The 22,071-nt window shown below is 74.8% G+C and carries 20 protein-coding genes; 5 read left to right on the plus strand and 15 right to left on the minus strand.

What is annotated here, in order from left to right; translation table 11 throughout:
- Window positions 1-70 precede the first annotated feature (70 nt).
- The 3 genes from AB0469_RS08860 to AB0469_RS08870 all read right to left on the minus strand — a co-directional run bounded on the left by AB0469_RS08860 (window position 71) and on the right by AB0469_RS08870 (window position 7,631).
- Window positions 71-5,047, minus strand: coding sequence for a DNA-binding protein (locus tag AB0469_RS08860; protein ID WP_366450631.1), 4,977 nt, complete (start codon window positions 5,045-5,047; stop codon window positions 71-73).
- Window positions 5,044-5,901 carry a DUF4132 domain-containing protein gene (locus tag AB0469_RS08865; protein WP_366450632.1) on the minus strand — a complete coding sequence of 286 codons (858 nt, stop codon included), beginning with the start codon at window positions 5,899-5,901 and terminating at the stop codon, window positions 5,044-5,046. Before AB0469_RS08865 ends, AB0469_RS08860 begins: the two co-directional genes overlap by 4 nt.
- Before the next feature lie 227 nt (window positions 5,902-6,128).
- Window positions 6,129-7,631, minus strand: coding sequence for an MFS transporter (locus AB0469_RS08870; RefSeq protein WP_366450633.1), 1,503 nt, complete (start codon window positions 7,629-7,631; stop codon window positions 6,129-6,131).
- Window positions 7,632-7,791: 160 nt separating this feature from the next.
- Between AB0469_RS08870 and AB0469_RS08875 the strand changes: the two genes are divergently transcribed.
- Window positions 7,792-8,238 (plus strand): MarR family transcriptional regulator, encoded by a 447-nt coding sequence (locus tag AB0469_RS08875; protein ID WP_366450634.1) that lies wholly within the window; start codon window positions 7,792-7,794, stop codon window positions 8,236-8,238.
- A gap of 31 nt (window positions 8,239-8,269) precedes the next feature.
- Here AB0469_RS08875 and AB0469_RS08880 read toward each other — a convergent pair whose 3' ends face one another.
- Complete coding sequence (locus AB0469_RS08880; RefSeq protein ID WP_366450635.1) at window positions 8,270-8,752, minus strand: MarR family transcriptional regulator; 483 nt, start codon at window positions 8,750-8,752, stop codon at window positions 8,270-8,272.
- Window positions 8,753-8,872: 120 nt separating this feature from the next.
- On the opposite strand from AB0469_RS08880, the gene AB0469_RS08885 reads away from it, so the two are divergent.
- Window positions 8,873-9,283, plus strand: coding sequence for an organic hydroperoxide resistance protein (locus tag AB0469_RS08885; protein ID WP_366450636.1), 411 nt, complete (start codon window positions 8,873-8,875; stop codon window positions 9,281-9,283).
- An 18-nt stretch (window positions 9,284-9,301) separates the two neighbouring features.
- Here AB0469_RS08885 and AB0469_RS08890 read toward each other — a convergent pair whose 3' ends face one another.
- Window positions 9,302-9,757, minus strand: coding sequence for a hypothetical protein (locus AB0469_RS08890; protein ID WP_366450637.1), 456 nt, complete (start codon window positions 9,755-9,757; stop codon window positions 9,302-9,304).
- 177 nt (window positions 9,758-9,934) lie between these two features.
- Between AB0469_RS08890 and AB0469_RS08895 the strand changes: the two genes are divergently transcribed.
- From AB0469_RS08895 to AB0469_RS08905, 3 genes are read left to right on the plus strand one after another with little or no spacing between them, the layout of a single operon-like run.
- Entirely contained in the window at window positions 9,935-11,203 is a 1,269-nt protein-coding gene (locus AB0469_RS08895) for a histidine kinase (RefSeq protein ID WP_366450638.1), read from the plus strand.
- The gene (locus AB0469_RS08900) at window positions 11,191-11,844 is read left to right on the plus strand and encodes a response regulator transcription factor (protein WP_366450639.1); all 654 of its coding nucleotides are present in this window, start codon (window positions 11,191-11,193) and stop codon (window positions 11,842-11,844) included. Before AB0469_RS08895 ends, AB0469_RS08900 begins: the two co-directional genes overlap by 13 nt.
- Complete coding sequence (locus AB0469_RS08905) at window positions 11,841-12,659, plus strand: hypothetical protein (protein WP_366450640.1); 819 nt, start codon at window positions 11,841-11,843, stop codon at window positions 12,657-12,659. Before AB0469_RS08900 ends, AB0469_RS08905 begins: the two co-directional genes overlap by 4 nt.
- A gap of 83 nt (window positions 12,660-12,742) precedes the next feature.
- Here the strand turns inward: AB0469_RS08905 and AB0469_RS08910 are convergent, their stop codons facing one another.
- From AB0469_RS08910 to AB0469_RS08955, 10 genes are all read right to left on the minus strand, one after another.
- Window positions 12,743-13,252 carry a DUF664 domain-containing protein gene (locus AB0469_RS08910; RefSeq protein WP_366450641.1) on the minus strand — a complete coding sequence of 170 codons (510 nt, stop codon included), beginning with the start codon at window positions 13,250-13,252 and terminating at the stop codon, window positions 12,743-12,745.
- A gap of 99 nt (window positions 13,253-13,351) precedes the next feature.
- On the minus strand, window positions 13,352-14,005 hold the full coding sequence (locus tag AB0469_RS08915; RefSeq protein WP_366450642.1) for a hypothetical protein: 654 nt from the start codon (window positions 14,003-14,005) through the stop codon (window positions 13,352-13,354).
- A gap of 110 nt (window positions 14,006-14,115) precedes the next feature.
- Entirely contained in the window at window positions 14,116-16,182 is a 2,067-nt protein-coding gene (locus AB0469_RS08920) for an RICIN domain-containing protein (RefSeq protein WP_366450643.1), read from the minus strand.
- 351 nt (window positions 16,183-16,533) lie between these two features.
- A complete protein-coding gene (locus AB0469_RS08925) occupies window positions 16,534-16,866 on the minus strand; it encodes a TcmI family type II polyketide cyclase (RefSeq protein WP_366450644.1) in 333 nt (110 codons plus the stop codon).
- A gap of 40 nt (window positions 16,867-16,906) precedes the next feature.
- The gene (locus tag AB0469_RS08930; protein ID WP_366450645.1) at window positions 16,907-17,386 is read right to left on the minus strand and encodes an SRPBCC family protein; all 480 of its coding nucleotides are present in this window, start codon (window positions 17,384-17,386) and stop codon (window positions 16,907-16,909) included.
- 1 nt (window position 17,387) lies between these two features.
- Window positions 17,388-17,642, minus strand: coding sequence for an acyl carrier protein (locus AB0469_RS08935; protein WP_366450646.1), 255 nt, complete (start codon window positions 17,640-17,642; stop codon window positions 17,388-17,390).
- Between the two features lie 70 nt (window positions 17,643-17,712).
- The gene (locus tag AB0469_RS08940; protein WP_366450647.1) at window positions 17,713-18,963 is read right to left on the minus strand and encodes a beta-ketoacyl synthase N-terminal-like domain-containing protein; all 1,251 of its coding nucleotides are present in this window, start codon (window positions 18,961-18,963) and stop codon (window positions 17,713-17,715) included.
- Window positions 18,960-20,231, minus strand: coding sequence for a beta-ketoacyl-[acyl-carrier-protein] synthase family protein (locus tag AB0469_RS08945; RefSeq protein WP_366450648.1), 1,272 nt, complete (start codon window positions 20,229-20,231; stop codon window positions 18,960-18,962). The genes AB0469_RS08940 and AB0469_RS08945 overlap by 4 nt, the downstream gene beginning before the upstream one ends.
- A complete protein-coding gene (locus AB0469_RS08950; RefSeq protein WP_366450649.1) occupies window positions 20,228-20,674 on the minus strand; it encodes a cupin domain-containing protein in 447 nt (148 codons plus the stop codon). The genes AB0469_RS08945 and AB0469_RS08950 overlap by 4 nt, the downstream gene beginning before the upstream one ends.
- 107 nt (window positions 20,675-20,781) lie before the next feature.
- Complete coding sequence (locus tag AB0469_RS08955; protein ID WP_366450650.1) at window positions 20,782-21,867, minus strand: SchA/CurD-like domain-containing protein; 1,086 nt, start codon at window positions 21,865-21,867, stop codon at window positions 20,782-20,784.
- Between the last annotated feature and the right edge of the window lie 204 nt (window positions 21,868-22,071).

Genomic DNA, 22,071 nt, shown 5'->3' on the forward strand with positions numbered 1-22,071 from the left:
AGGGGTCCGGCGGGCGGGGGCGCGGCCTCTCGGCACGCGCCCCCGCCGGAACCGGACGAAGGCGGGCCGCTCAGCGCCGCCGGCCCGCGGTGCGCTTGACCTTGAGCTCCTCGAAGCGCGGTACGTCGCCCGCGCGGACCCGCGCCCACGCCCGGCGGTACAGCACGGCCGCCGGTTCGCCGGGCACCAGCACGCCCAGCACCGGTCCGCCGCCCGGGGCCAGGGCGTACATCGGCAGCTTCCACTGCTCGACGGGCAGCGCGGGCGACCCCGGCTCGGCCCAGGGGCCGGGCAGGAACAGGGAGCGTCCGGCCCGGGTGCGGGTGGCCGACACCACCAGGTCGGTGGCGGCCAGCTCCGCCCGGGCGGCCTTGAGCCGGGCCGGCTTCCAGCCCGTCCAGCGGGCCGTGTTGCGGTCGGTCGGGTCGGGCATGGCGAGCAGCGCCAGGTACAGGACGGCCGCGTCCGCGCCGAGCCCGTACTCCGCGGACACCTCCGCGACCAGGTCCGGCACGCTGCGGCCCGGGTCCTGCGGCCACCAGGTGCCCTCCTCGTCCACCCCGCCCGCCACCGGCGCCCCCGGGTCGGCGAGCAGCGCGGCGAACACCGGGTCGTGGACCAGGCGCAGCGCCGTCTCGGCCGCGGAGGGCTGCTGCTCGGTGCCGCGCAGCAGCGGCAGGTACGGGTCGGACCCGGTCGAGTCCAGCAGTGCGGTGCGCAGCGCGGGCAGGGGGCGGCCGTCGTGCGTGGCCAGCACCACCGCGCCGTACCGCTCGTACCCCTCGGCGGTCTCGGTCGGGGTGCCGGCCGCCTTCCGGAAGGCGGCCCGGTCGACGTAGTGCCCGACGCCGAGCAGCAGTTCCGGCGCGGCCAGCCGCTGCCGTACGGCGGTCAGGGCCGGGGGCAGGCAGGACCGTACGGGGTGCCCGGCGGGCAGCCGGTGCGCGAGCCAGGCCGCGAAGCCCACCGCGCCCGTGAGCACGGCGGTGTCGAACGGCCGCCCGCCCGGGACCACCGGCTCCGCGCGGTCCCCCTTGACCGCCCAGGCGGTGTCGTGGGACAGCACCGGGGAGGCCGCCGCGTCCAGCAGCGCGGGCAGCGCACGGTGCGCCCCCCAGGCCCCGCGCACCTCCTTGGCGGCGTCGGCGAGCAGCCACTCGGGCACCGGCGTACGACGGCCCGCGCGCAGATTCCACACGCGCGCGGCGGCCTCCGCGTCCGGGCCGTCCGTCCACAGCCGCGCCGGGTCGGCCGGCAGCAGCGCCGCGACCAGCTCGCGCCGCACTTCCGGGGAGAGGTCCCGCAGGTCGTTGCGGGCGTGCGCGGCCTCGGTGGCCTTGACCCCGAGGACCTGGCGCAGCTCGGCGGGCAGGAACCCGCTCTCGTGCGTCTCCAGGTGCGGCAGACCCGCCAGCACCAGGCGGGCCATGGCCGCCGACACCCCGGTCAGCCGGCCGAACTCCTGTGCCGCCTCCGGGAACCAGGGCGCCGGGCCGCGCTCGGCGGCCTCCTTCAGGAACGCCGCCAGCCAGCCGGCCCCGCGCCCGCGGTCGCCGACGGTCACCGCCTCCCGGGCGCCGGTGTACGGGGCGGGCACCGCGAAGGCACCCGACGGGTCGTGGAGCAGCGCGTCGAACTCCCGGGCCCGCTCGTACTCCCGGACCTGCTCGTTCACCGCGAGCACCGCCCCGCCGCCGAGCGGCACGACCGCGCGGTGGCGGCCGCCGCGGCCCCGCTCCCGGCCGTCGGCGCCCAGCAGGCTGCCCGTGTCGATCCGTACCGACAGGCGCCGCCAGCGGGCGGCGGAGGTCTCGGCCGAGGCCAGGCCCAGGGCGTCCACCTCGGACAGCGCCCGGCACAGGACGGCCCGCTGCTCCTCGGTGGTGCCGGTGACGACCGCGCGGTAGGCGACCGAGGCGGGCTCCTCCAGGAACAGCCCCGCCCAGGGGAGCGAGGACTGCGCCAGCTTCGGCAGGTCCACGTGCAGCCGCCCGGGCACCGCCTCGGCGGAGGTGTCGGCGACGGCCGCCGCGAGGCGCCGCAGGAAGGCGAAGGTGGCGTCGGCCTCACCGCCGTAGGAGTGGTAGGAGGGGGCGCCCGTCAGCCCGTGCAGGGCGCCGGCGAGCAGCTGGTCGGAGGGCCCCCGGTCCACGGCCTGCTTCGGCCGGGCCGTCCGGCGGGCGGTCAGGGACTCGGCGACCCGGGCCAGGGCCTTGCGCTGGACCAGCGCGGCGCGGACCGCGTCGACGACTCCGGCGATCAGCACGGGAGCGCCGACCGCGGGCAGGGCCGTGCGGACCAGCGCGGGCAGTTCCTCGCGCTTCTCCGCCTCTGCGGCCGCCTTCAGCAGTGCTCCGGCGGTCTCGGCATCCAGGGCGCGCAGGGCCGCCGAGCCCTCGGGGTCGCGCGGGCGCAGGCAGTACCAGTAGGCGAGGGGCGGGAGTTCCGCGTCGCCGGCCGCGTGCGGGCCGCCGTGGTGGTGGGAGGTGGTCCGGGCGGTGACGGCCCCCTCGGGGTCGCTGAGGGAGAGCGTCCGCCAGTCGTTGGTCACGGCGCGGGGCCGCTCGTCGCCGGGCAGGCGGACCGCCGCGCGCGGCTGGGCGCCGCCCTCGGGGACGGTGACCCGGGCGCCGGAGGTGTCGGAGCCGTGCCAGCCCAGGCCCGGCACGCGCACGGCGCGCCAGCCCAGCAGCCCGTCCGCGGGGGCGCCCAGCACCGAGCCCGCGACGGTGGGCGCGGGCCGCAGCCAGTTCTGGCCCGTGTTGTCGGGCAGGGTGCTGCCGGCCGGGTGGCCGTGCAGGGCGTCGGCGAGGAAGCCGGGCATCGAACGCCGCCCCGTCGCCCCGGTCGCCGGGTCGTACTCGGCCCAGCCCGGGCCGCCGGAGCCGGCGTCGGTGTCCCACGCCCAGTACGAGGTCCCGTCGCCGACGACGGCCCGTTCGGCCGGGACCAGGCTGTCGCCGCGGCGCAGCACGCCGTGGCCGGTGGTGCGGCCGCCGCCGGGCAGCGGCAGGGAGGCGTGCCCGGAGCGCGTCGACCAGTAGGTGGCCGAGGAGTCCAGGGTGAGGACGTCGTCGGGGGCGCTCAGCCAGTAGCCCTCGACGGGGCCGTTGTAGGTGGCCCAGAAGACGAGCAGGTCCCCGTCGGTGTAGTGGAAGCCGATCTGCCGGTGGTTGCCGGAGGGGATCCGCAGGTCGTGCGTGAGCACGGTGGAGTCGGCGTCGATGACCCGCACCTGGGTGGAGTTGGCGACGATGACGTACGGCCAGGCGTCCATCACGGTGAGGTGGCCGCGGCCCCGGCCGGGCGTCAGCTCGCGGACGGCGCTCTCCCAGGCGGGCCAGACCAGTTCCTCGAACAGGCCGCCGCGCAGGGTGCGGGCGAGGACCTCGTTCAGGTCGGCGGCGGCCGCCCGCGCCACCTCCTCGGGCGCCAGTGCCAGGGCCTCGGAGGGGAGCCAGGTCAGCCTGCGGATCGCCTCGGGCAGGTCGGGCAGGGCCGAGGCCGTGGACTCGGCGGCCACCGTGCGGACCCACTCGGCGACCAGGGGGCCGCTGCCGGCGGTGACGGCGAGCCGGCGGACGGTCTCGCGGCCTCCCGACATGTGGCTGTTGAACCGGTCGAGGGTGCGCAGGAAGGCCGGGCGCAGCCGCTCGTCGGCGCACAGGGCCCGCAGGTCGCGCGGCTCCTCGCAGCGGCTCCACTCCTCCAGCCCCAGGACCGTGTTGCTCCCCTGTCCGGGGGCGGCCACCGGCAGGTCCAGGGAGAGGAGCAGGTCGAGCAGGTTCACGTCCTGGAGGCCGAGGCGGAGCCCCTGTTCGCGGCCCGGCAGGGCGAGTTCGGCGCGCAGGCGGTCGGCGCAGCGCGTGACGAGCGCGAGCAGGCCCGGCACGGCGGGCGGGGTGCCCCATCCGGCGTACCGGGCGCTGTGGAACCGCTCCAGCCAGCCGGCGGTGCCGTCGGGGGAGCGTTCGGCCTCGGGCAGGCCGGCGTCCGCCAGTCCGGCGGTGGCGCCGGACTCCTCCAGCACCTCCAGCCACGGTGCGGCCAGTTCGCCGGCCTGGCCGGTGCCGCCGGGCACCATGCCGAGCAGGGTGCCCCGTACGGACGGGACCCGCCGGGCCAGGGCGATGAGCGCGGCGCGGTGGGACTTCCACCAGCCGGCCGCCGCCCGCAGGGTGGCGGGCAGCGGCAGCAGCTCGGCCAGGTACTCCTGCTCGGGCACGCCGCCGCCCAGCCCGGCCGCGCGGGCCAGGCGGCGCAGCTCCGTCGTGGCCTGCGCGGACGGCGGGAGCCCGCCCGCGGTGCGGCGGACGCACAGGCGGCGGAAGCGGGTGAAGGCCTCGGCGGGGGAGACCCGCTGGGCGAGCTCCTTGCCGTAGCCCGTGAGCACCTTCACCGGCAGGGCGCCGGCCAGGGCGAACTCCAGGAAGACGGCGTCGAGGCGGTCCTCGTCGACGGTGAGGCCGTAGCGGGCCTCGGCGGCGCGGGCCCGGCCGAAGAGCTGGGCGGCGTAGGTGGTGTTCTCGACGGCGAGGAAGACCCGGGCGGCCTGTTCGAGGAAGACGGGCAGGAAGTGCGGGAGGGAGGCGGCGAGCCGCTCGGCCAGTTCCGTGCAGGCGTCGAGGGCGGCCTTGGGCTTGGTCTTCGCCTGCCGGGCCAGCCGGTCCAGCTCGGGGACCAGGGCGAGGGCGTGGTGGCCGTCCTCGGGGTGGTGCACGAGCACCCACTCGGGGAAGCCGAGGGCCTGGCGGGGGCCGAGGCCGACGACGGCGGGCTCGGCGTCCGGCACGAGGCCCAGGAAGCCGGCCGCGAGGTCCTCGGCGGCGCCCAGTTCCGCCGCGGCGAGCCGGACGACGACCCGCCCGTCCCCGAGGGCCGGGTGACGGTACGTCCGCGCGGTCAGCGGGACGGCCCCGGGGCCGGCGTCGGTGGTGTCGGCGGGCAGGACCGCGCCGGCGGAGAGCAGTTCGGCGCTCGCCGTCCGCGCGGCCGTGCCGCCGTCGGTGTCCGTGCCGGCCTGTGCAGCGGTGGTTCCGGTGCTCATGCGTTCCCGCCCTCCTCGATCGTGCGCCCGGCGTACAGCGCCGCGGCCATCCGCATTCCCTCGGACCAGGCCACCGGTCCGACCTCGCCGAGCCGTACGGCCCGGCCCTCCTCGTCGTGCCAGCTCAGGGCGCCGGTCTCCGACTCGTCCTCCCAGTAGGGCTCGCCGATCCACACGGCCGCCTCCACCGTCCGGCCGCCGTCGCGGACCCGGGAGGTGGCGTAGCCGCCGGACACCCGGTAGCCGAGGCCGGTGGCGCGGGCCGCGAGGCTGAAGCGGGAGGGGAACTTCCCGCCCGCGTGGTCCCGTACCTCGGTGGCGGCGGCCTTGACGTCCTCGGGCCGGGTCCAGGTCGCCCGGTGGATCTGCTCCACGCGCTGGGTGATGTCCAGCTCGGCCGCGAACTCCCGTACGTCGTCCAGGTCGGGCAGCAGCACGGGGTGCGGCAGGGTCACGGTGCGGGGGGAGAGGCGTACGGTCTCGCCGTCGAGGTTGACCACCTTGAGCTCGCCCGTGTCGGTGGCGTCGCGCAGGAAGCCCACCTCGTCGGGGTCGTCGTCGCCCACGACGGCCAGGTCGCGCAGGGCGGTCCGCCAGGCCTCGTCGCGCCAGACCCGGGCGAGGAGCGCGGTCGGGACCGGCAGCGAGGAGACCATCCAGGCGTCCACCTGGGCCACGCAGGCCGCCTCGTGCCGGTCGAGCCATGCGGCGAGCCGGCGCAGCCGGTCGACCTCGGGATGGTCGCGCAGCGCCTTCGGTACCGCCTTCAACTGCCGTCCCGCGGGCCGCCGTACCGCGACCCGCCCCTCCACGAGGGAGACCTCGTACCCCTCGTCCAACGCCAGCCACGCCATCAGCAGTGCCCCTCCAGCCTGTCCGAAAACCATCTTGCGCAGCCCGAAGGAAGGCTCCAACGCCTGCCGGGCTGCGGTATGTCGGGAGACTAGCGAGCCCCACTGACAACGCCGGGTGCGGGTCCGTCCGGGGTCCGTCCGGGGGCCGTCCGGGGCCGGGAAGAACACCGCCGCCCCCGGTCCGTGGGACCGGGGGCGGCGGGGAACGCGCAGGGTGCGCAAGGGGGTCAGCGGGCGGCGGCGGTGTCCGCGGCCTTCTCCGGCGCGGGGCTCGGGGCCGCCGCCTGGACGACGCGCGGGCCGTGGCCGGAGCGCAGTCCCAGCCAGCTGATGAGGGCGACCAGGGCGAACGCGCCGGCTCCGATCCAGAAGGTGAGGGTGAATCCGGACTCGGCGGGCAGGGGCGGCACGCCCGGGGGCAGGTGCTCGATCGTCTTGGACGCCAGGATCGTGGTGACGATGGCGCTGCCGATCGCGCTGCCGGTCGAGCGGGAGATCGAGTTGATGCCGTTGGCGATGCCGCTCTGGTGGTGCGGGACGCTGGACATGATCACGGCGGGCATGGCCGCGTAGCCGAAGCTGACGGCCGCGCCGACGACGACGCCCGCGCCGATGACCGAGGCGGTGTGGCCGTGGTCGAGTGCCAGCCAGCCGAAGCCGGCGGCGCCGAGCGCGGCGGCGACGGCGAGGGCCAGGCGCGGGCCGCGGTGGCGCACCAGCTGGCCGCCGACGGGGGAGGCGAGGAGGGAGACGATGGCGCCGGGGAGCAGGAACTGGACGGAGGCGCGCAGGATGGAGGCGTCGAAGCCGTATCCGGTGAGCTTCTGCGGCATCTGGACGAGGTAGGAGACGCCGAGGAAGTTCGCGAACATGCCGAACCCGACGAGGATGCCGGCCAGGTTGGCCATCAGGACCGGGCGGTGCACGAACATCTTCATGTCGACGAGCGGTTCGGCGACCTTGCGCTCGACCAGCACCCAGACGGCCGTCATGACGGCGGCGCCGGCGAAGCTGCCGAGGGTGCGGGCGGATGACCAGCCCCACTCGTGGCCCTGGGAGATGGGCAGCAGGAGCAGCAGCAGGGCGATGCCCAGGGTCAGCGCGCCGAGGAAGTCGGTGCGGCCGCCGGTCTTGTGACGGGTCGCCGGGACCAGGAAGAGCACGGCGAGCAGGGCCAGCGTGGCGAAGCCGGTGGCCATCCAGAAGGCGTTGCGGTAGTCGGCGCCCTCACCGGAGGTCAGCAGGCCGGTGGCGACCAGCGCCAGGCCGCTGCCGAACGCGAGCGTTCCGCTGACCAGCGCCATCGCACCCGGCAGCTTCTGCGGGCGGACCTCCTCGCGCAGCACCGACAGGGCCAGCGGGAAGATCGCCGTGGCCGAGCCCTGGAGCACCCGGCCCAGGATGAGCAGCGGCAGCGAGCTCGCGAGCGCCGCGACCACGGAGCCCGCGACCATCACACCGAGGACGGCCACCAGGGTGGGCTTCTTGCCGTGCTGGTCGCCGAAGCGGCCGAGCAGCGGGGTGAAGACGGCGGCGGACAGCAGGGTGGCGGTGGTCACCCAGCTGACGTTGGCGGTGGAGGTGCCGAGGTCGTTGCGGATCAGGCCCAGGATCGGTACGGGCAGGGTCTGCATCATCGACACGACCATGGCGGCGAGGCTCAGGGCGAAGACGATGACCGTCTCGTTGCCCTTCCTGCCTTCTGCGGGGACGGATGCGGCGGAGCTCATGGGTGGAGGGACCTTCTCAGTGCTTCGGAGTCCTGCGTCGGAGTGCTTGAGGACGCAGATGTTTTATGTCATCAAGTACTTTCCGAAGGTAGCCAGAGATACTTAAGGTGGTCAAGTAAAAGGTTGATAATGTCAACGATCCTCGAGTAGGGTCCAAGGCATGAGCACCACCGCGCCGCACCGCCCCACCAAGCTCGAACTGCTCGAACTGCTCGCCGCCATCGGCACCGCCCAGTGGCGGGACTTCGCCGCCGCGGCCGCCCGGTACGGGCTGACCTCCACCCAGGCCAAGGTCCTGGCCCAGCTCGAGGGCCCGGTTCCGATGCGCGGCCTGGCCTCCCTGCTGGCCTGCGACGCCTCGAACATCACCGGGATCGTCGACCGGCTGGAGGCGCGCGGGCTGGTGCGGCGCGAGCCGGAGCCGAGGGACCGCCGCGTCAAGAACGTCGTGGCGACCGCCGAGGGCCGCGAGACCATGCGGCGGGTGCGCGAGGAGATGCAGGCCACGCACGGCGCGCTGGACACGCTGGACGAGGCGGAGGGTGCGACGCTCTACGCCCTGCTGGAGCGGCTGCGCCCGGCGATGGAGCGCCGGCCGGAGGCCTGAGGCCCGGGGCCGGGCCGCGGGGGCCGGACGGTCAGTCCTGCCCGACGGAGTCGACCGCGGCGTCGAGGGCGGCGGTCAGGCGGCCCAGGCGCTCCTGGAGCTCGCGGATCTCGGCCAGCTCGAAACCGGTGGCCCGCGCGATCCGCCGCGGCACCTCCACCGCGCGCTCCCGCAGGGCGGCGCCCTCCTCCGTGAGCACCGCGTGCACGGACCGCTCGTCCTCGGTGCTGCGCTCGCGGCGGATCAGTCCGCCCGCCTCCAGGCGCTTGAGCAGGGGGGAGAGCGTGCCCGAGTCGAGCCGCAGGTGCTGACCGAGCTGCTTGACCGGCATCGTCCCGTGCTCCCAGAGGACCAGCATCACCAGGTACTGGGGATAGGTCAGCCCCAGATCCTTGAGGACGACCCGGTAGAGCCCGCCGAAGGCGCGGTTCGCGGCGCCGAGCGCGAAGCAGATCTGTCCGTCGAGGCGGAGGAAGTCCTGGTCGCGGAGGGTGTCGCCGGGCTGCTCGGTCATGGGGGCCAGTCTACCCGAGCCGACTTGCGAGCCATTGAGTTGTGCACAACTTAATTGTGTGCTCTATTTGTGGTCGAGGGTCGGCCACCGGCCGCCCCGCCCCTCTGAAAGGACCTCCCGATGGACGCGCTGTACACCGCCGTCGCCACCGCCAACGGCCGCGAGGGCCGCGCCGTCAGCTCCGACGGCCAGATCGACCTCGCGCTCGCCATGCCCCCGGCGCTCGGCGGCAACGGCCAGGGCACCAACCCCGAGCAGCTCTTCGCCGCCGGCTACGCCGCCTGCTTCGCCAGCGCGCTCGGCCTGGTCGGCCGCCAGGCCAAGATCGACACCGGCGACGTCTCCGTCACCGCCGAGACCTCCATCGGCCAGGACGCGAGCGGCTTCGGCCTCGCCGTGACCCTGCGCATCGAGCTGCCCGAGTCCCTGGAGGGCGAGACCGGCGCCCTGCTCGTCAAGCAGGCGCACGAGGTGTGCCCGTACTCCAAGGCCACCCGGGGCAACATCCCCGTCGAGCTCGTCATCGAGTAGTCCGGCAGGCGCGGCCGCTCAGGCGGTGCGCCGCGCGGCCACCACCGCGCAGGCCACCGCCAGCGGCAGCTCCGCCCCGGCCGCCAGCAGCAGCGCCAGACCCTGCCCGCCCGTGCCCATCGAGGTGGTCACGTCGAACCAGGCGTCCATCGCCAGCAGCGCCGCCGTCGCCGCCGCCACCGGAGCCACCCGCGGGTCGCCCTTGCGCAGCAGCAGCCCCGTCCCCGCGAGCCCGGCGGCCAGCGCCGCGTCGAGGCCCATCCAGGCGGCGGACCAGTGGGAGACCTCGGCCGTCTGCGGCATCGTCCTCGCCAGCACCGCCATCCACGGCAGCAGCGCCATCCCGCACCCGGTGAACACCGTCGCGAGCCGGGGGAGGCGCAGCCCCGCCCGCACCGACCCCGGCCGTCCGCCCGCCGTGCGCACGGCGGCGGTGTGACGGCGGGCCTGGAACTGCGGGGCGGCGAGGGCCATGGCTGCGGGTCTCCTTCCGGGCCGGCGGTCCGTCCGCCGGGCACACCACCACTGTGTCCGCCCGCGCGGCCGTGATCACTAACCCCACCGACCGAACCGGGGGTGGTGCCAGGTACACCCCCCACCGGGCACCAGGGTGGTGGCGGCCCCCCTGACCTGTGCGATTACCGTACGAGTATGGCAACTTGGGGCGCGCTGAAGCGCTCGTACACCTGGACCGCGGCGCACGCCCCGTGGTCGGCCTGGGCCTGGCACAACACGGCCTTCAGCACCGCCGCGATCCCGCCCGCGCTGCCGCTGGCCACCGGGTTCCTCCTGCTGACCGCGACCCCCGGCCGCAGCAGCCTGCCGCTGCTGCTCTTCCCGCTGCTCGGACCGCTGCTGACGAAGCTCCAGCGCAGCCGCTTGCGGACGCTGCTCGGCCTCGACCTGCCGCCCGTCACCCACACCCACCCCTGGCGCACCGCACGCGGCCTGGCCGAACGGCTGCGCTCCGAGGCCACCCGGCGGCAGTACGCCTACCACCTCGCCGTCAGCCCGCTCGCCGCCCTCGGCGCCGTCCTCCTCGTCCTGACCTGGACCGGCGGCCTCGTCGGCGCCTCCGCCTACGGCTGGGTCTGGCTGCTCCCCTCCGACGGCGGACTCCCCGACCCCAACTGGACCGGCCAGTACGACCTCCTCACCGTCGGCGGCGTCCTCCTGCTGCTCGCCGCGCCCTGGCTGGCCGCCGCCCTGACCCGGCTCGACGCCCACGCCGCCGCCTCCCTCCTCGGCCCCAACCGGGCCCGCGAACTCCAGCGCCGCGTCGAGGACCTCGCCGAGAGCCGGGCCGGCGTCCTGGACGCGGCCGACATCGAGCGCCGCCGCATCGAACGCGACCTGCACGACGGCGCCCAGCAGCGCCTCGTCTCCCTCGCCATGAACCTCGGCATCGCCCGCGCCACCCTCAGCGACCTCCCGCCCGCGGCGAAGGCCGTCATCGACGAGGCCCACCGCGAGGCGAAGGAGGCCATCGAGGAACTCAGCAACCTCGTACGGGGCCTGCACCCCGCCGTCCTGGAGGACCGCGGCCTCGACGCCGCCCTCTCCGGGATCGCCGCCCGCGCCCCGCTGCCCGTCGAACTGACCGTGGACCTCGCCGAACGGCCCGGCCCCACCGTCGAGGCCGTCGCCTACTTCGTCGTCTCCGAGGCCCTCGCCAACGTCGCCAAGCACGCCCGGGCGCAGCGCTGTTCGGTCACCGTCGCCCGGGTCCCCGGCGGCCCCCGCGGCGAGGTGCTGCGCGTCGTCGTCACCGACGACGGGGTCGGCGGCGCCGACCCGGCCGGCGGCACCGGCCTGACCGGCCTGCGCAAACGCGTAGGGTCGGTCGACGGAACCATCCTGATCAACAGCCCCCTCGGGGGCCCGACCGTCGTCACCGTGGAGCTGCCGTGCGGGCTGTGATCGCGGAGGACTCCGTCCTCCTGCGCATAGGTCTTGTCAAAGTCCTGGAAATGGCCGGATTCGAGGTGGCCGCCGAGACCGGCGACGCCGAGGGCCTGCTCGCCGCCGTCGAGGAGCACCGGCCCGACCTGGCCCTCGTCGACGTCCGGATGCCTCCCGGCTTCACCGACGAGGGCGTCCGGGCCGCCCTGATGATCCGCAGTCAGAGCCCGCAGACGGCCGTGCTGCTGCTCTCCCAGTACGTCGAGGAGCGCTACGCGGCCGACCTGCTGTCCTCCCAGAGCGGCGCCGGCATCGGCTACCTGCTCAAGCAGCGCGTCGCCGACGTCGAGGAGTTCGTCGACGCCCTGCGCCGCGTCGCGGCCGGCGGCACCGCCCTCGACCCCCAGGTCGTCGCCCAGCTGCTGCTGCGCCGCGGCGGCCCCGACCCCCTGGAGCGCCTCACCCCGCGCGAGCGCGAGGTCCTCGCCCTGATGGCAGAGGGCCGCTCCAACGCGGGCATCGCGGACGGACTCGTCGTGAGCGAGAGCGCCGTGGCCAAGCACATCAACAACATCTTCACCAAGCTCGACCTGCCCCCGGCCGCCGAGGCCCACCGGCGCGTCCTCGCGGTCCTGCGGTTCCTGGACGGCGCCTCGTGAGCCGGTCCGCCGCACCGGCCGGGACCGCCCCGCGCCTCGCCTGGTACACGGCCGCGGCGCTCAGCGCCGTCCTCGTGGTGGCGGCGGCCGGCTGGCAGGTGGGGGTGAACACCGGCGCGCAGACCTCCACGGTGGTCCGTGACAGCGCCGGGCGGTCCGTGACCGCGCTGGAGGTCGACGGCGGCGAGGCGGACGTGACCATCACCCCGCGCGGCGACCGGACGGTCGGCTACCGGGCCGATCTGACCTGGTCGTTGCGGAAGCCGGACGTCGAGGAGAGCTGGCTCGGCGACACCCTCAGGCTGACCCCGCGCTGCCCCGGCGTCGAGATCGGGGTCACCAGCGGCATCGGGTGCTCCGTCGGCCTCCAGGTGACCGTCCCCGCCGGGATCCCGGTCAAGGTCTCCGGCGGCTCCGGCCGGGTTACCGTCAGCGGCCTCGACGGGTCCGTGGACGCCGACATGGGATCGGGCGCCCTGGTCCTGGCCGATCTGCGCGGCCCCCTGCGGGCGCGCGTCGGCTCCGGCACCCTGCGCGCCACCGGCCTCACCGCCCCGCAGGCCGACGTCCGCGCCGACTCCGGGCGTGCGGACGTCGCCTTCGCCGCCCCGCCCGACCGGGTCACCGGCCGCGCCGGCGCCGGCCGCCTGGAGATCACCCTCCCCACGGCCACCCGCTACCGCGTCACCTGCCGGGCGGGCGCGGGCCGCTGCGAGGCGGACGACGCCCTGCGCGACCCCGCGGCGACCCGCACCCTGGACCTGGAGGCGGACGCGGGCCGCGCCGGCGCCGGCTTCCGGCCCCCCGGCCCCTGACCGGGACGGCCCGGACGACGCACCGCCCACCGCCCGCCGCGAGTACGTCCCCCGAGGGCCCGGCCCGATCCGAACGGCGCGGCTCAGCGGCGTTCCAGCAGCCCGCGGACGTAGGCCGCCTGGCCCGCGTGCTGGAGGTCGTCGGCGAGGACGCTGACCAGCCGGACCCCGAGGGTGACCGGGGGGTCCCAGCGCTCGTCGACGATCCGCTCCAGGTCGGCCGCGGCCAGGCCGCGGACGAAGCGCAGGGACTGCTCGTGCACGGCGTCGTGGTACCCGAGCAGGAGGTCGGCCGAGTCGACGCGGACGCTTGCGGCCTGCTCGGCCGTGTGCCCGTAGCCGTGGTCGGCGACGGGCAGCGGCAGGGCGAAGCGGTCGGCCCAGCTGGCGGACCGCCAGACCTGCTCCTGCCCGGCGGCGTCGGCCACGTGGTCGTCCTGGATCCGGGTCAGGTGCCACACCAGCCAGGAGATCGAGTTGGCCTCCGGGTCGGGCCGGGCGTTGAGCTGCTCGGCCGCGAGCCCGCCGACCGCCTCGTGGACCGCCTCCCGGATCCGCCCGAAGCCGTCCGCGAGTACCTCCGTGGCCTTCATCCGCCGTCCCCAGCCGTAGTCCGTTGCGGCGTCCGTGGTGGTCCGCCGCCGGGAACCACCATGCCGGGCCCCGCCCCCGCAGGGCGGGGCGACACTCCGTCAGCGGTGGCGGCGGGACCGGCGCAGGAGGATGCCGGCGGCCGCGCCCAGCAGGGCGATGCCCGCCACCCCGGCGGTCGTCCACCAGCCGGTGCCGGAGCTCTCCGTGGCCGGGTCCGCCGAGGCGGTGGAGGACGAGGGCGGTACGGAGGAGGCGGGAGGGGCTGCCGCGACGACCGGGGCCGGAGCGGCGGGGGAGGCAGGCGCCGGGGACGCCGGCGCGGGCGGGGCGGCCGGATCCGCCGGGTCGGCCACGGGGACGCCGACCTCCTTGCGGGCGTGCCCGAGCGAGGGGAAGCCCGCCTCCACGGTCACCGTCCAGGTTCCGGCCGGAAGCGTCTCGGCGGTCGTCCAGCCCGCCGCGCGGCCGGGGTCGCGCACCAGCTTCCAGGGTCCCTCCGTGCGGGCGCCGTCGGCGCTGACGGCGTTCACGGTGGCGGCCACGGCCTCGTCGACGGCGTCGCCGTCGTTCTCCCAGGTGACGTCGGCGGTGACGTGCCCGGCCCGCTGGCCGGTGATCACCACGTTCAGGTTGTCGCCATGGGCGTGGGCGGGGCCGGCGAGGGCGACGCCCATCGCGGTGAGGGCCAGCGCGGTCAGGGGAGGCAGGGCGGCGCGTCGGACGCGGGCCGGCGCGGTGCTCGGAGTGCTCACGGTGCTCCAGATGAGGCTCACGGTGCTCCAGATGAGGTGGAGTGCGGGAGGGGAGGACGAAGGGGGCGGGCGGCCCTAGGGGAGTAGGGCCGCCCGCCGGTCACCAGGGGTCAGGCGGCCTTGCGGGCCGTCCAGACCTGCGCCGGACGGCCGTCCGCGCGCTGGAGTTCGAGCAGCCAGTCGCCGTAGTAGGGCCGGTTGCTCACCGCGAGGGCGAACCCGCCGCTCGGGTCGGAGACGGTCACCGCGCCGTCGCGCGAGGTGACCTTCCACTGCTGGGCGGCCGAGCCGCCGCAGGGCTGCTGCGCGATCCACATGCCCGCGGCCGGGGCGCCGCCGGGCTGGAGGCACTTGCCGGAGACCGCGGAGCGGATCCGCACGAGGCCGTTGCCCGCGTCGTCGAAGTACCACTGCTGCTGCGCGTAGCCGTTGGAGCGGCCGGCGACCAGGACGGTCCCGTCGGCCGTGCGGCCGCCCCACAGCTCGGCGGCCATGCCGCTGCTGCCGTTGCCGAGCACGTAGCGGGTGCCCGGGGTGGTCGTGGCGCCGCCGCCGGAGCCGGCCGTGCGGAAGGACGCGGCCTTGCCGGGACCGCTGTCACGGCCGGAGGTGTCGCGGACCGAGACGGCCGCCGTGTACGCCGTGCCGGGACGCAGGTTGTAGACGCGAAGGGAGGTGGACTGGACCCAGGTGAGGTGCTTGTCGTTGAGCAGCACCTGGTACCAGGCGGCACCCTCGACCTTGGGCCAGCTGAGGACCACCGAGTCCGACTGGATCTGGCCGGCCGTCACCGTCGGGGCCCCCGAGGGCTTCTTGGTGGGCGAGGGCGTCGGCTTCGGGGAGGGGTTCGGGTTCGGGTCGGGGTCGGTTCCGCCCCCGCCCTCCGTGCGCATCAGGAACTGGTTGTCGGCGATGTTCCAGTGCGTGGCCAGGTAGCTGCCGGCCTGGGGGCTGGTGTGGAAGTAGTCGTCGTGGTTGCAGTCGAGGATGTTCTCCTTCGCCTGGTTGTTGCAGACGTAGCGCATCTGCGGGTAGTACGGCGTGTCCGAGTAGCACATGACGTCGTACTCGTCCGTGCAGTGCGCGCCCCGGCTGGTGTTGGGCGCGCTGTTGTTGACCGCGCCCAGGTTGTGGCCGAGTTCGTGCGCGGCGGTGTGGCCGCCCCAGCAGCCGGAGTCGGTGCGCCCGTAGGAGGGGCCGAAGTTGCTCAGGTTGTCCTGGCCGTGGCGCTCGTCGCCGTTGAAGGTGCCGATGCCGCAGTAGACCTGGGCGTCCGCGAAGATCATGTACTTGCGGTCGCGGCGGTTGAGCCCCTTGCCGGCCAGCGCGTTGTTGGTGGCGCTGAACTCGGAGAGCGCGGAGTCCGGGAGCTCGACGTTGAGCACCGAGGGGGTGCAGTCGGCTGCCGTCACGTAGCGGATGTGGCGGATGCCGCCGGTCTCCTTGGCGCTGGCCGCGTAGATCATGTCGGCGTCGACGGCCCACTTGCGGAACGAGGCCGCGTACTCGGCGTAGCGGTCGCGGCCGGGGCCGTGCACGTACACGACCTGGATGCGGTTGCCGGTGCTGCCGTCGCCGTCGCACTGGACGGTCTGTCCGGCCGGACCGGTGGCGACGGCCTGGCCGCCGGAGGGCGGGGCCGGGGCCTTCGCGCTCGCGGCGACGCTGCGGGCGTCGGCGGCGGGCGCGTCCTGAGGACGCCCGCCGCCTTCCGTGGCAGCCGGGTCGGCGGAGGCGGGGGCGGCCGGATCGGCCGCCGCGGCCTTGGCCTTGACCACGGGCTGGACGTCGGCCTTGATGTCGATGTCCTTGGGCGGGGCGTCGGGGCCGTGGGTGCAGAGGCCGGCCTGCGTGCGGTAGACGCCGGCGCAGCGGTCGCCCTTGGGGGCCGTGTCGAGGCCGTCGTAGACCATGCCCTTGGCGTCCTCGTTCGCGGGCTTCTTCGCGAGCGGGGCCGGCTCCTGGTCCCGGGCCGGCGCGGCGGCCGGTTCGGCCGCGGCGGCCGGCGCGCCGGCCAGTGCCGGCGTGCCCGCCTCGGCGTCGGGACCGAGGCGGGAGTAGGCGAATCCGCCCGCGAGCAGCGCCGCCGACGCCGCCGCGGCGGTCAGGAGTATCAGTTTCCGCGGTGTGCGTCGTTGGTCGGTCCGGCGGCGCCGGCCCTTGGGTCGTGCTGTCATGCGCACCTCAAGTCCTGGTCAGGGGAGTGGGTGCGCAGAAGCGTGCCAGATGAGCGCCGTGGAGAATTCGGACAAACGGGAGCCCGGCCCGAGAAATCTATCCGTTACCTTCGGGCCTGATTTGATGAACTGTCAATTTGCCACAGAATCAAGGGAGTTACGCGCGTCGCGCGACAAAGGTCCAGGCCTTTAAAGCGAGGTCGTTATCAAATCGAGATAAGAGGCGGAACCTTGTTGACGGCAATTCAGTCAGGTATTCATTCAAAAACTACCTGCCGAATTCCTTCCGTCACTGGCCGTGGGTGCCCAGGCCGCCCGGCGGTGCGGCGCAGGCTTGGGCACCCGTACGGACTACCGGGCGGCGTCCCGCTCCCAGAGGTAGAACCGCTGGGCCATCGCGTCCTTCGGGCTGCGCCAGGTCTCCGGGTCGTGCGGGCTGACGTACGCCTGGAGCCGGTCGCTCAGGTCGCGGAACTCCGGGTGCCCGACGACCTTGGCGATGGCCGGCCCCGGGTCCGTGTCGCACTCGACCAGGTGCATGTACACCTCCCCGAACTGGAAGAGGCTGCGGCGCCGGACCCCGACCAGGTGCGGGAGCTCGCCGGCGTCCGAGGCGGCGAACAGGCCGGCGATGTCGGGCGCGGAACCGGGCGCCATCCGGGCCACGATGAGGGCTTGGTGCATCGGGAGTCGCCTTTCGGGGGGGCGGGGGAGGGGAGGGGGTTCAGCGCCGGCCCGCCGGGGACTTGGCCTTCGCCCGGTGCGCGCGCTCGATCTTGTCCCGGATCAGCTCCATCTGGATCCTGGAGTTGTGGTTGATGCGGTCGGTCATCCCCGCGTCGTCGATCGGGGCGTCCGGCCTCATCGCGAAGTCCTGCACCCACCGCATCCGGGTGCCGCCCGGCACCTCGCCGTACTCCCAGTGGATGTCCATGTGCGCGAACGGGCCGGTCTCCACCCGGCGCGCCTTCACCGTGAGCCCCGCGCGGTCCACGGTCCGCTCCGAGACCCAGCTCCACACCACCCCGTTCTCGTCGGGGTGCATGGCCAGGCGGAACCGGGTGGTGTTCCCGGCCTGCTCCAGGATCTCGATCGACGCGTACTCGCTGAACAGCTCGGGCCAGTTCGGCAGGTCGTTCGTGACGTCCCAGACGACGTCCACGGGCGCCTTGACGGTGATCTCGTTGTCGGTGTGGCCGGCCATCTCAGGCTCCTGTCATGAGGCTGTTGTTGACGAGGTCGACGAACTCGCGCGGGCTCTTGCAGCGGTCGGCGTCCGTGGGCAGCGACCGGCCGCGCCGGTTCTCCAGCTCGCCCACGATCCCGAGCAGGCCCAGTGAGTCGAGGCCGTAGTCGTCGAACCGCGAGTCCGGACGGCTCGTCAGCTCGGCGGGGTCGACGGTGATGCCGGCGCTCTTCATGAGCGTCGCCAGCTCTTCCATGGTCAGTCGTTCGGACATGGTGCCTTCTCTCCTGCTTCCGGGGGCCGGCCGGTCTCCCGCACGGCCCTGACGGACGGGGGTCGGATCCCTACGCGCCGGACTCGGGTCCCTTGCGCAGGACGAGTGCCGCGTTCGACCCCATCCGGCCGCGGCTCAGGACGAGCGCGGTCCGCAGGGGGGCGACGCGGGCGCTGCCGGTGACCACCTCGAGGTCGTGGCAGACGTCGAAGACGTTCGGCGTGGGCGGCAGGACGCCGTGCTCCAGCGCCAGGACGGCGGCGGCCGCGTCGAGGGTGCCGGCCGCGCAGTACGCCCGCCCCGTACCGGTCTTGGGCGCCGTCACCGGCACCTTCGACCCGTACGCGCCGAGCGCCTCCCGCAGCGCCGCCGCCTCGGCCGCGTCCGCTTCGGGCGTGCCCAGGGCGTCCGCGAAGACCACGTCCACCTCCTCCGGCGCGCAGCCGGCCTCCCGCAGGGCCCCGCGGATGGCGTGCGCCAGCCCCTCGGAGTCCCGCGGCCGGCCCGGCGGCGTGAAGGTGGCGCTGTGCCCGGCCAGCAGGGCCCGCACGGGCGCGCCCCGCCGCGCGGCCTCGGCCGCGTCCTCGACGGTGAACATGGCCCCGCCCTCCGCGGGGACGAACCCGCACGCCTTCGCGGTGAAGGGACGGTACGCGCGCTCCGGGTCGTCCCCGGTGCTCAGCCCCTCGTACCCCACCTGGCAGACCACCGAGTACGGCGCGAGCGGGGCCTCCGTCGCGCCGACGAGCATGGCCCGGCTGCCCTGCCGGATCGCGCGGGCGGCGTGCGCGAAGGCGTCCAGCCCGCCCGCCTCGTCGCTCGCCACCACCCCGCACGGGCCCTTGAACCCGCGCCGGATGGAGATCTGGCCGGTGCTCGCCGCGTAGAACCAGGCGATCGACTGGTACGGGCCGACGTAGCGGGGGCCCTGCCCCCACAGCCGCTGCAGCTCGCGCTGCCCGAACTCGCCGCCGCCCGATCCGGCCGCCGTCACCACGCCCACCGCGTACGGGTCGTCCGCGTAGTCGGCGCGGCCCAGCCGTGCGTGCTCCAGCGCCAGGTCGGCCGCGGCCAGCGCGTAGTGGCTGAAGCGGTCCGTCTGGACGAGGAACCGGTCCTCGACCAGCGTGCCCGGGTCGAAGCCCCGCACCTCGCCCGCCACCCGCACGGGAAGGTGCTCGCAGCCCTGCCGGGTCACCCGGTCCAGGACGCTGTCGCCGGCCTGGGTCGCCTTCCAGAAGGCCTCCGCGCCGATCCCGTTCGGTGCGACGACACCGATACCGGTGACGGCCGCCACGGGGCCGGCAGTGGGTCTCTTCACGCGCGTACCTCCTTGGGCTGGGTCAGGACCACGGCGGACTGGAAGCCGCCGAAGCCGCTCCCCACCGACAGCACGTTGCGCAGGGTGTGCCCGCGGGCGGTGCGCGGCACGTAGTCCAGGTCGCATTCCGGGTCCGGGGTCTCGTAGTTCGCGGTCGGCGGGACCACCTGGTGGGTCATCGCCAGCACGCAGGCCGCGAGCTCGATCGCCCCGATGGCGCCGAGCGAGTGCCCCACCATGGACTTGATGGAGGTCATCGGCGTCTTGTAGGCGTGGTCCCCGAGCACCCGCTTGACGGCCGCCGTCTCGTGGCGGTCGTTCTGCTTGGTGCCGGAGCCGTGCGCGTTGACGTAGTCGATCTCCCGGGCGTCGACCCGGGCCTGGGCCAGCGCCGTCTCGATCGCCCGCGCCATCTCCAGGCCCTCGGCGGTCAGCCCGGTCATGTGGTGGGCGTTGCCGAAGGTGGCGTAGCCGCCGATCTCGCAGTAGATCCGCGCGCCGCGGGCCCGCGCCCGCTCCAGCTCCTCCAGGACCAGGACGGCGCCGCCCTCGCCGAGGACGAACCCGTCCCGGTCGGCGTCGAAGGGACGGGAGGCGTGCGCCGGGTCCTCGTTGTTCGCCGAGGTCGCCTTGATGGCGTCGAAGCAGGCCACGGTGATGGGGGAGACCGGGGAGTCGGAGGCGCCCGCGATGCAGACGTCCATCCGGCCCTCCTGGATGGAGTGCACCGCGTACCCGACGGCGTCGAGCCCGGAGGTGCAGCCGGTGGACACGGTCTGTACGGGACCGCGCGCCCCCGTCTGCTCCGCCACCGCCGAGGCGAGGGTGGCGGGGGTGAAGGCCCGGTGCAGGAAGGGGGAGGAGAGGCGGTGGTCCACGTCCCACCACGCGCCCCGCTGGCTGACGTCCACGTAGTCGTGTTCCAGCCGGGTCGTGCCGCCGACCGCCGTGCCCAGGGAGACGCCGGTGCGCCAGGCGCTCTCGCCGTCGAGCTCCAGGCCGGCGTCGGCCACCGCCTCGCGGGCGGCCACGAGGGCGAACTGGATGTACCGGTCCGCCCGCGCCGCCTCGTCCTCGGTGAAGCCGTGCTCGGAGGGGTCGAAGTCGACCTCGGCGGCTATCCGGGAGCGGAACCCGTCCGGGTCGAAGAGGGTGATGCCCCTGGTAGCCGTACGGCCGTTGGAGAGCAGGTCCCAGAAGGCGGGGGCTCCGATGCCGCCGGGGGCCACGACCCCCACCCCCGTGACGGCCACCCGCCGGCCGGTCACGAGACCGCCCCCGTCCGCTCCGGCGGGCGCTCCGCCCAGGCGGTGGCGTCCGGGTTCTTCGCCTCCTCGGTGTCCACGTGCCCGAGCTTCGGATCCGGGGCGAGCGGGCCGAGGTGGAAGACCATCCGGGCCTCGGTGTCGCCGACGTTGCGGAACCGGTGGCGCACGTTCAGCGGGACCAGCAGCCCCTGGTCGGTGTGCAGCGGATGGGTGTCGCCGTCGAGGTCGACCTCCAGCGTGCCGGCGACCACGTACACGAACTCCTCGGAGTACGGGTGGTAGTGCTCGGCGATCGACTCGCCCGGAGCCATCAGCGCCAGGCCCATGAATCCGCTGGTCGAGCCCACCGAGGTCGGGGTGAGGACCGCGCGCAGATCACCTCCGCGCCTGCGGTTGGGCTGGGTCTCGCTGAGGTCGACGATGCGCGGGTGATGTCTGGTCATGACGGACTTCCTCCTGGCGGACGGGAGCCTTCTCATGGGCTGCCGGTGGGGGTGGGGGTGGTACGGGCCGGGGGCGGGCACCCTCGCGGGTGCCGCTCCCGTCCGGGTCAGGGCTGCTCCGGAGCCCGGCGGTCGGTGATCGGTTCCATGGGGTACGGGGCGTGCGGGGCCTCGTCCAGCAGCCGGTCCAGCACCGCCGCCTGACGCGTACCGTCCAGGCCGAAGCCGCCCGCGAAGCGGCCGTCGGCCGGCCCGGTGACGTCGAGCAGGCGGACCACCACGTCGTCGCGCTGGAAGATGCTGCTGCTCAGCACGGGACTGGTGGGGATCTTCGCGGCCGCCTCGTCCTGGTGGGCGAGGAACCGGGCGACCATCGGGCCGCAGCCCGGCTTGGCCGGGTAGAACAGCGCGTGCCGGGTCACCCGGTCCGGCTGCGGGCCGTGCGCCTCGACGTGGTGCACCGCCGGGAGGCCCGCGCGCATGAAGAACATCCGGGCGGACTCCGGATCGGACAGGTCCCGGTCCTGTTCCAGGTACGGGTTGATGGCGTGCTCCACGGCCCGGACCTCGGGCTGCTCCGACACGTGCCGCAGGGCCGCCGTCAGGTCGCCCTGGACCTCCACGGCCCGCACCACCCGGTTGCCGTGCATGAACAGGGAGGTGCGCAGGAGCCGGGTGTGGTCGTCGACGCGGGCGGCCGGAGAGGCGTACGAGGACAGGATCTCGGCGACCTTCCCCTCGCTGCCCGGCTTGACCGTGAAGGTCAGCGCGTGCCGGACGATCCCCTCTCCGAGCCGGGGCCCGTCCTGGAGCCGTGCACCGAACCGCCCCTGCGGCGCGTCGTAGCGCCGGCCGGTCTCGCGCAGCACCGTGAACTTCAGCGGGCGCATCGAGCGGGCGCAGGCGCCCAGCGGCCTGACCTGTTCGGCGTGCGCCTCGCTGTTGACCCAGGCGAGGTACTGCGGCGCGCTCTCCCACTCGCTGGTGATCAGCCACTGCGAGGGGTTCTCGAAGGACTGGCAGAGCTGGTCGCCCAGGTGCCCCGGTACCGAGGCGATGTCGTGCCGCAGCCGCTCGTAGGCCTCGAAGAACCTCTGCTGGGCGCCCTCGTGGAGGTCCATCAGCAGGACGACCCGGAGCATGGAGCCGTCGAACGCGGACTGCGACACCCGTTCGGACAGGGTGGTGGTCATCTGTTCACTCCTTCGTGAGGGCGCGGACGCCGGCGCGTACGCGCTCCCCTGCGTCATCCGGCGGCAACGGCCCGGGCACGCGGGGCCCCGCGGCCCCCGGTCACCGGACGCGGGCGGTCCGGTCGAGAGCGGCCGCCGCTGTCGCTCATCGTCATCCGCCCGGGTACGGATCGCGACATCTCCGGATCAAGCGGGTGACAAGAC

This window comes from Streptomyces sp. NPDC093801 (assembly GCF_040701585.1).
Lineage (GTDB): Bacteria > Actinomycetota > Actinomycetes > Streptomycetales > Streptomycetaceae > Streptomyces.

Bases quoted from the DNA above. Each gene is read 5' to 3' on its own strand.
- AB0469_RS08860 (WP_366450631.1), bottom strand. From the start codon at position 5,047: ATGAGCACCGGAACCACCGCTGCACAGGCCGGCACGGACACCGACGGC.
- AB0469_RS08865 (WP_366450632.1), bottom strand. From the start codon at position 5,901: ATGGCGTGGCTGGCGTTGGACGAGGGGTACGAGGTCTCCCTCGTGGAG.
- AB0469_RS08870 (WP_366450633.1), bottom strand. From the start codon at position 7,631: ATGAGCTCCGCCGCATCCGTCCCCGCAGAAGGCAGGAAGGGCAACGAG.
- AB0469_RS08875 (WP_366450634.1), top strand. From the start codon at position 7,792: ATGAGCACCACCGCGCCGCACCGCCCCACCAAGCTCGAACTGCTCGAA.
- AB0469_RS08880 (WP_366450635.1), bottom strand. From the start codon at position 8,752: ATGACCGAGCAGCCCGGCGACACCCTCCGCGACCAGGACTTCCTCCGC.
- AB0469_RS08885 (WP_366450636.1), top strand. From the start codon at position 8,873: ATGGACGCGCTGTACACCGCCGTCGCCACCGCCAACGGCCGCGAGGGC.
- AB0469_RS08890 (WP_366450637.1), bottom strand. From the start codon at position 9,757: ATGGCCCTCGCCGCCCCGCAGTTCCAGGCCCGCCGTCACACCGCCGCC.
- AB0469_RS08895 (WP_366450638.1), top strand. From the start codon at position 9,935: ATGGCAACTTGGGGCGCGCTGAAGCGCTCGTACACCTGGACCGCGGCG.
- AB0469_RS08910 (WP_366450641.1), bottom strand. From the start codon at position 13,252: ATGAAGGCCACGGAGGTACTCGCGGACGGCTTCGGGCGGATCCGGGAG.
- AB0469_RS08920 (WP_366450643.1), bottom strand. From the start codon at position 16,182: ATGACAGCACGACCCAAGGGCCGGCGCCGCCGGACCGACCAACGACGC.
- AB0469_RS08925 (WP_366450644.1), bottom strand. From the start codon at position 16,866: ATGCACCAAGCCCTCATCGTGGCCCGGATGGCGCCCGGTTCCGCGCCC.
- AB0469_RS08930 (WP_366450645.1), bottom strand. From the start codon at position 17,386: ATGGCCGGCCACACCGACAACGAGATCACCGTCAAGGCGCCCGTGGAC.
- AB0469_RS08935 (WP_366450646.1), bottom strand. From the start codon at position 17,642: ATGTCCGAACGACTGACCATGGAAGAGCTGGCGACGCTCATGAAGAGC.
- AB0469_RS08950 (WP_366450649.1), bottom strand. From the start codon at position 20,674: ATGACCAGACATCACCCGCGCATCGTCGACCTCAGCGAGACCCAGCCC.
- AB0469_RS08955 (WP_366450650.1), bottom strand. From the start codon at position 21,867: ATGACCACCACCCTGTCCGAACGGGTGTCGCAGTCCGCGTTCGACGGC.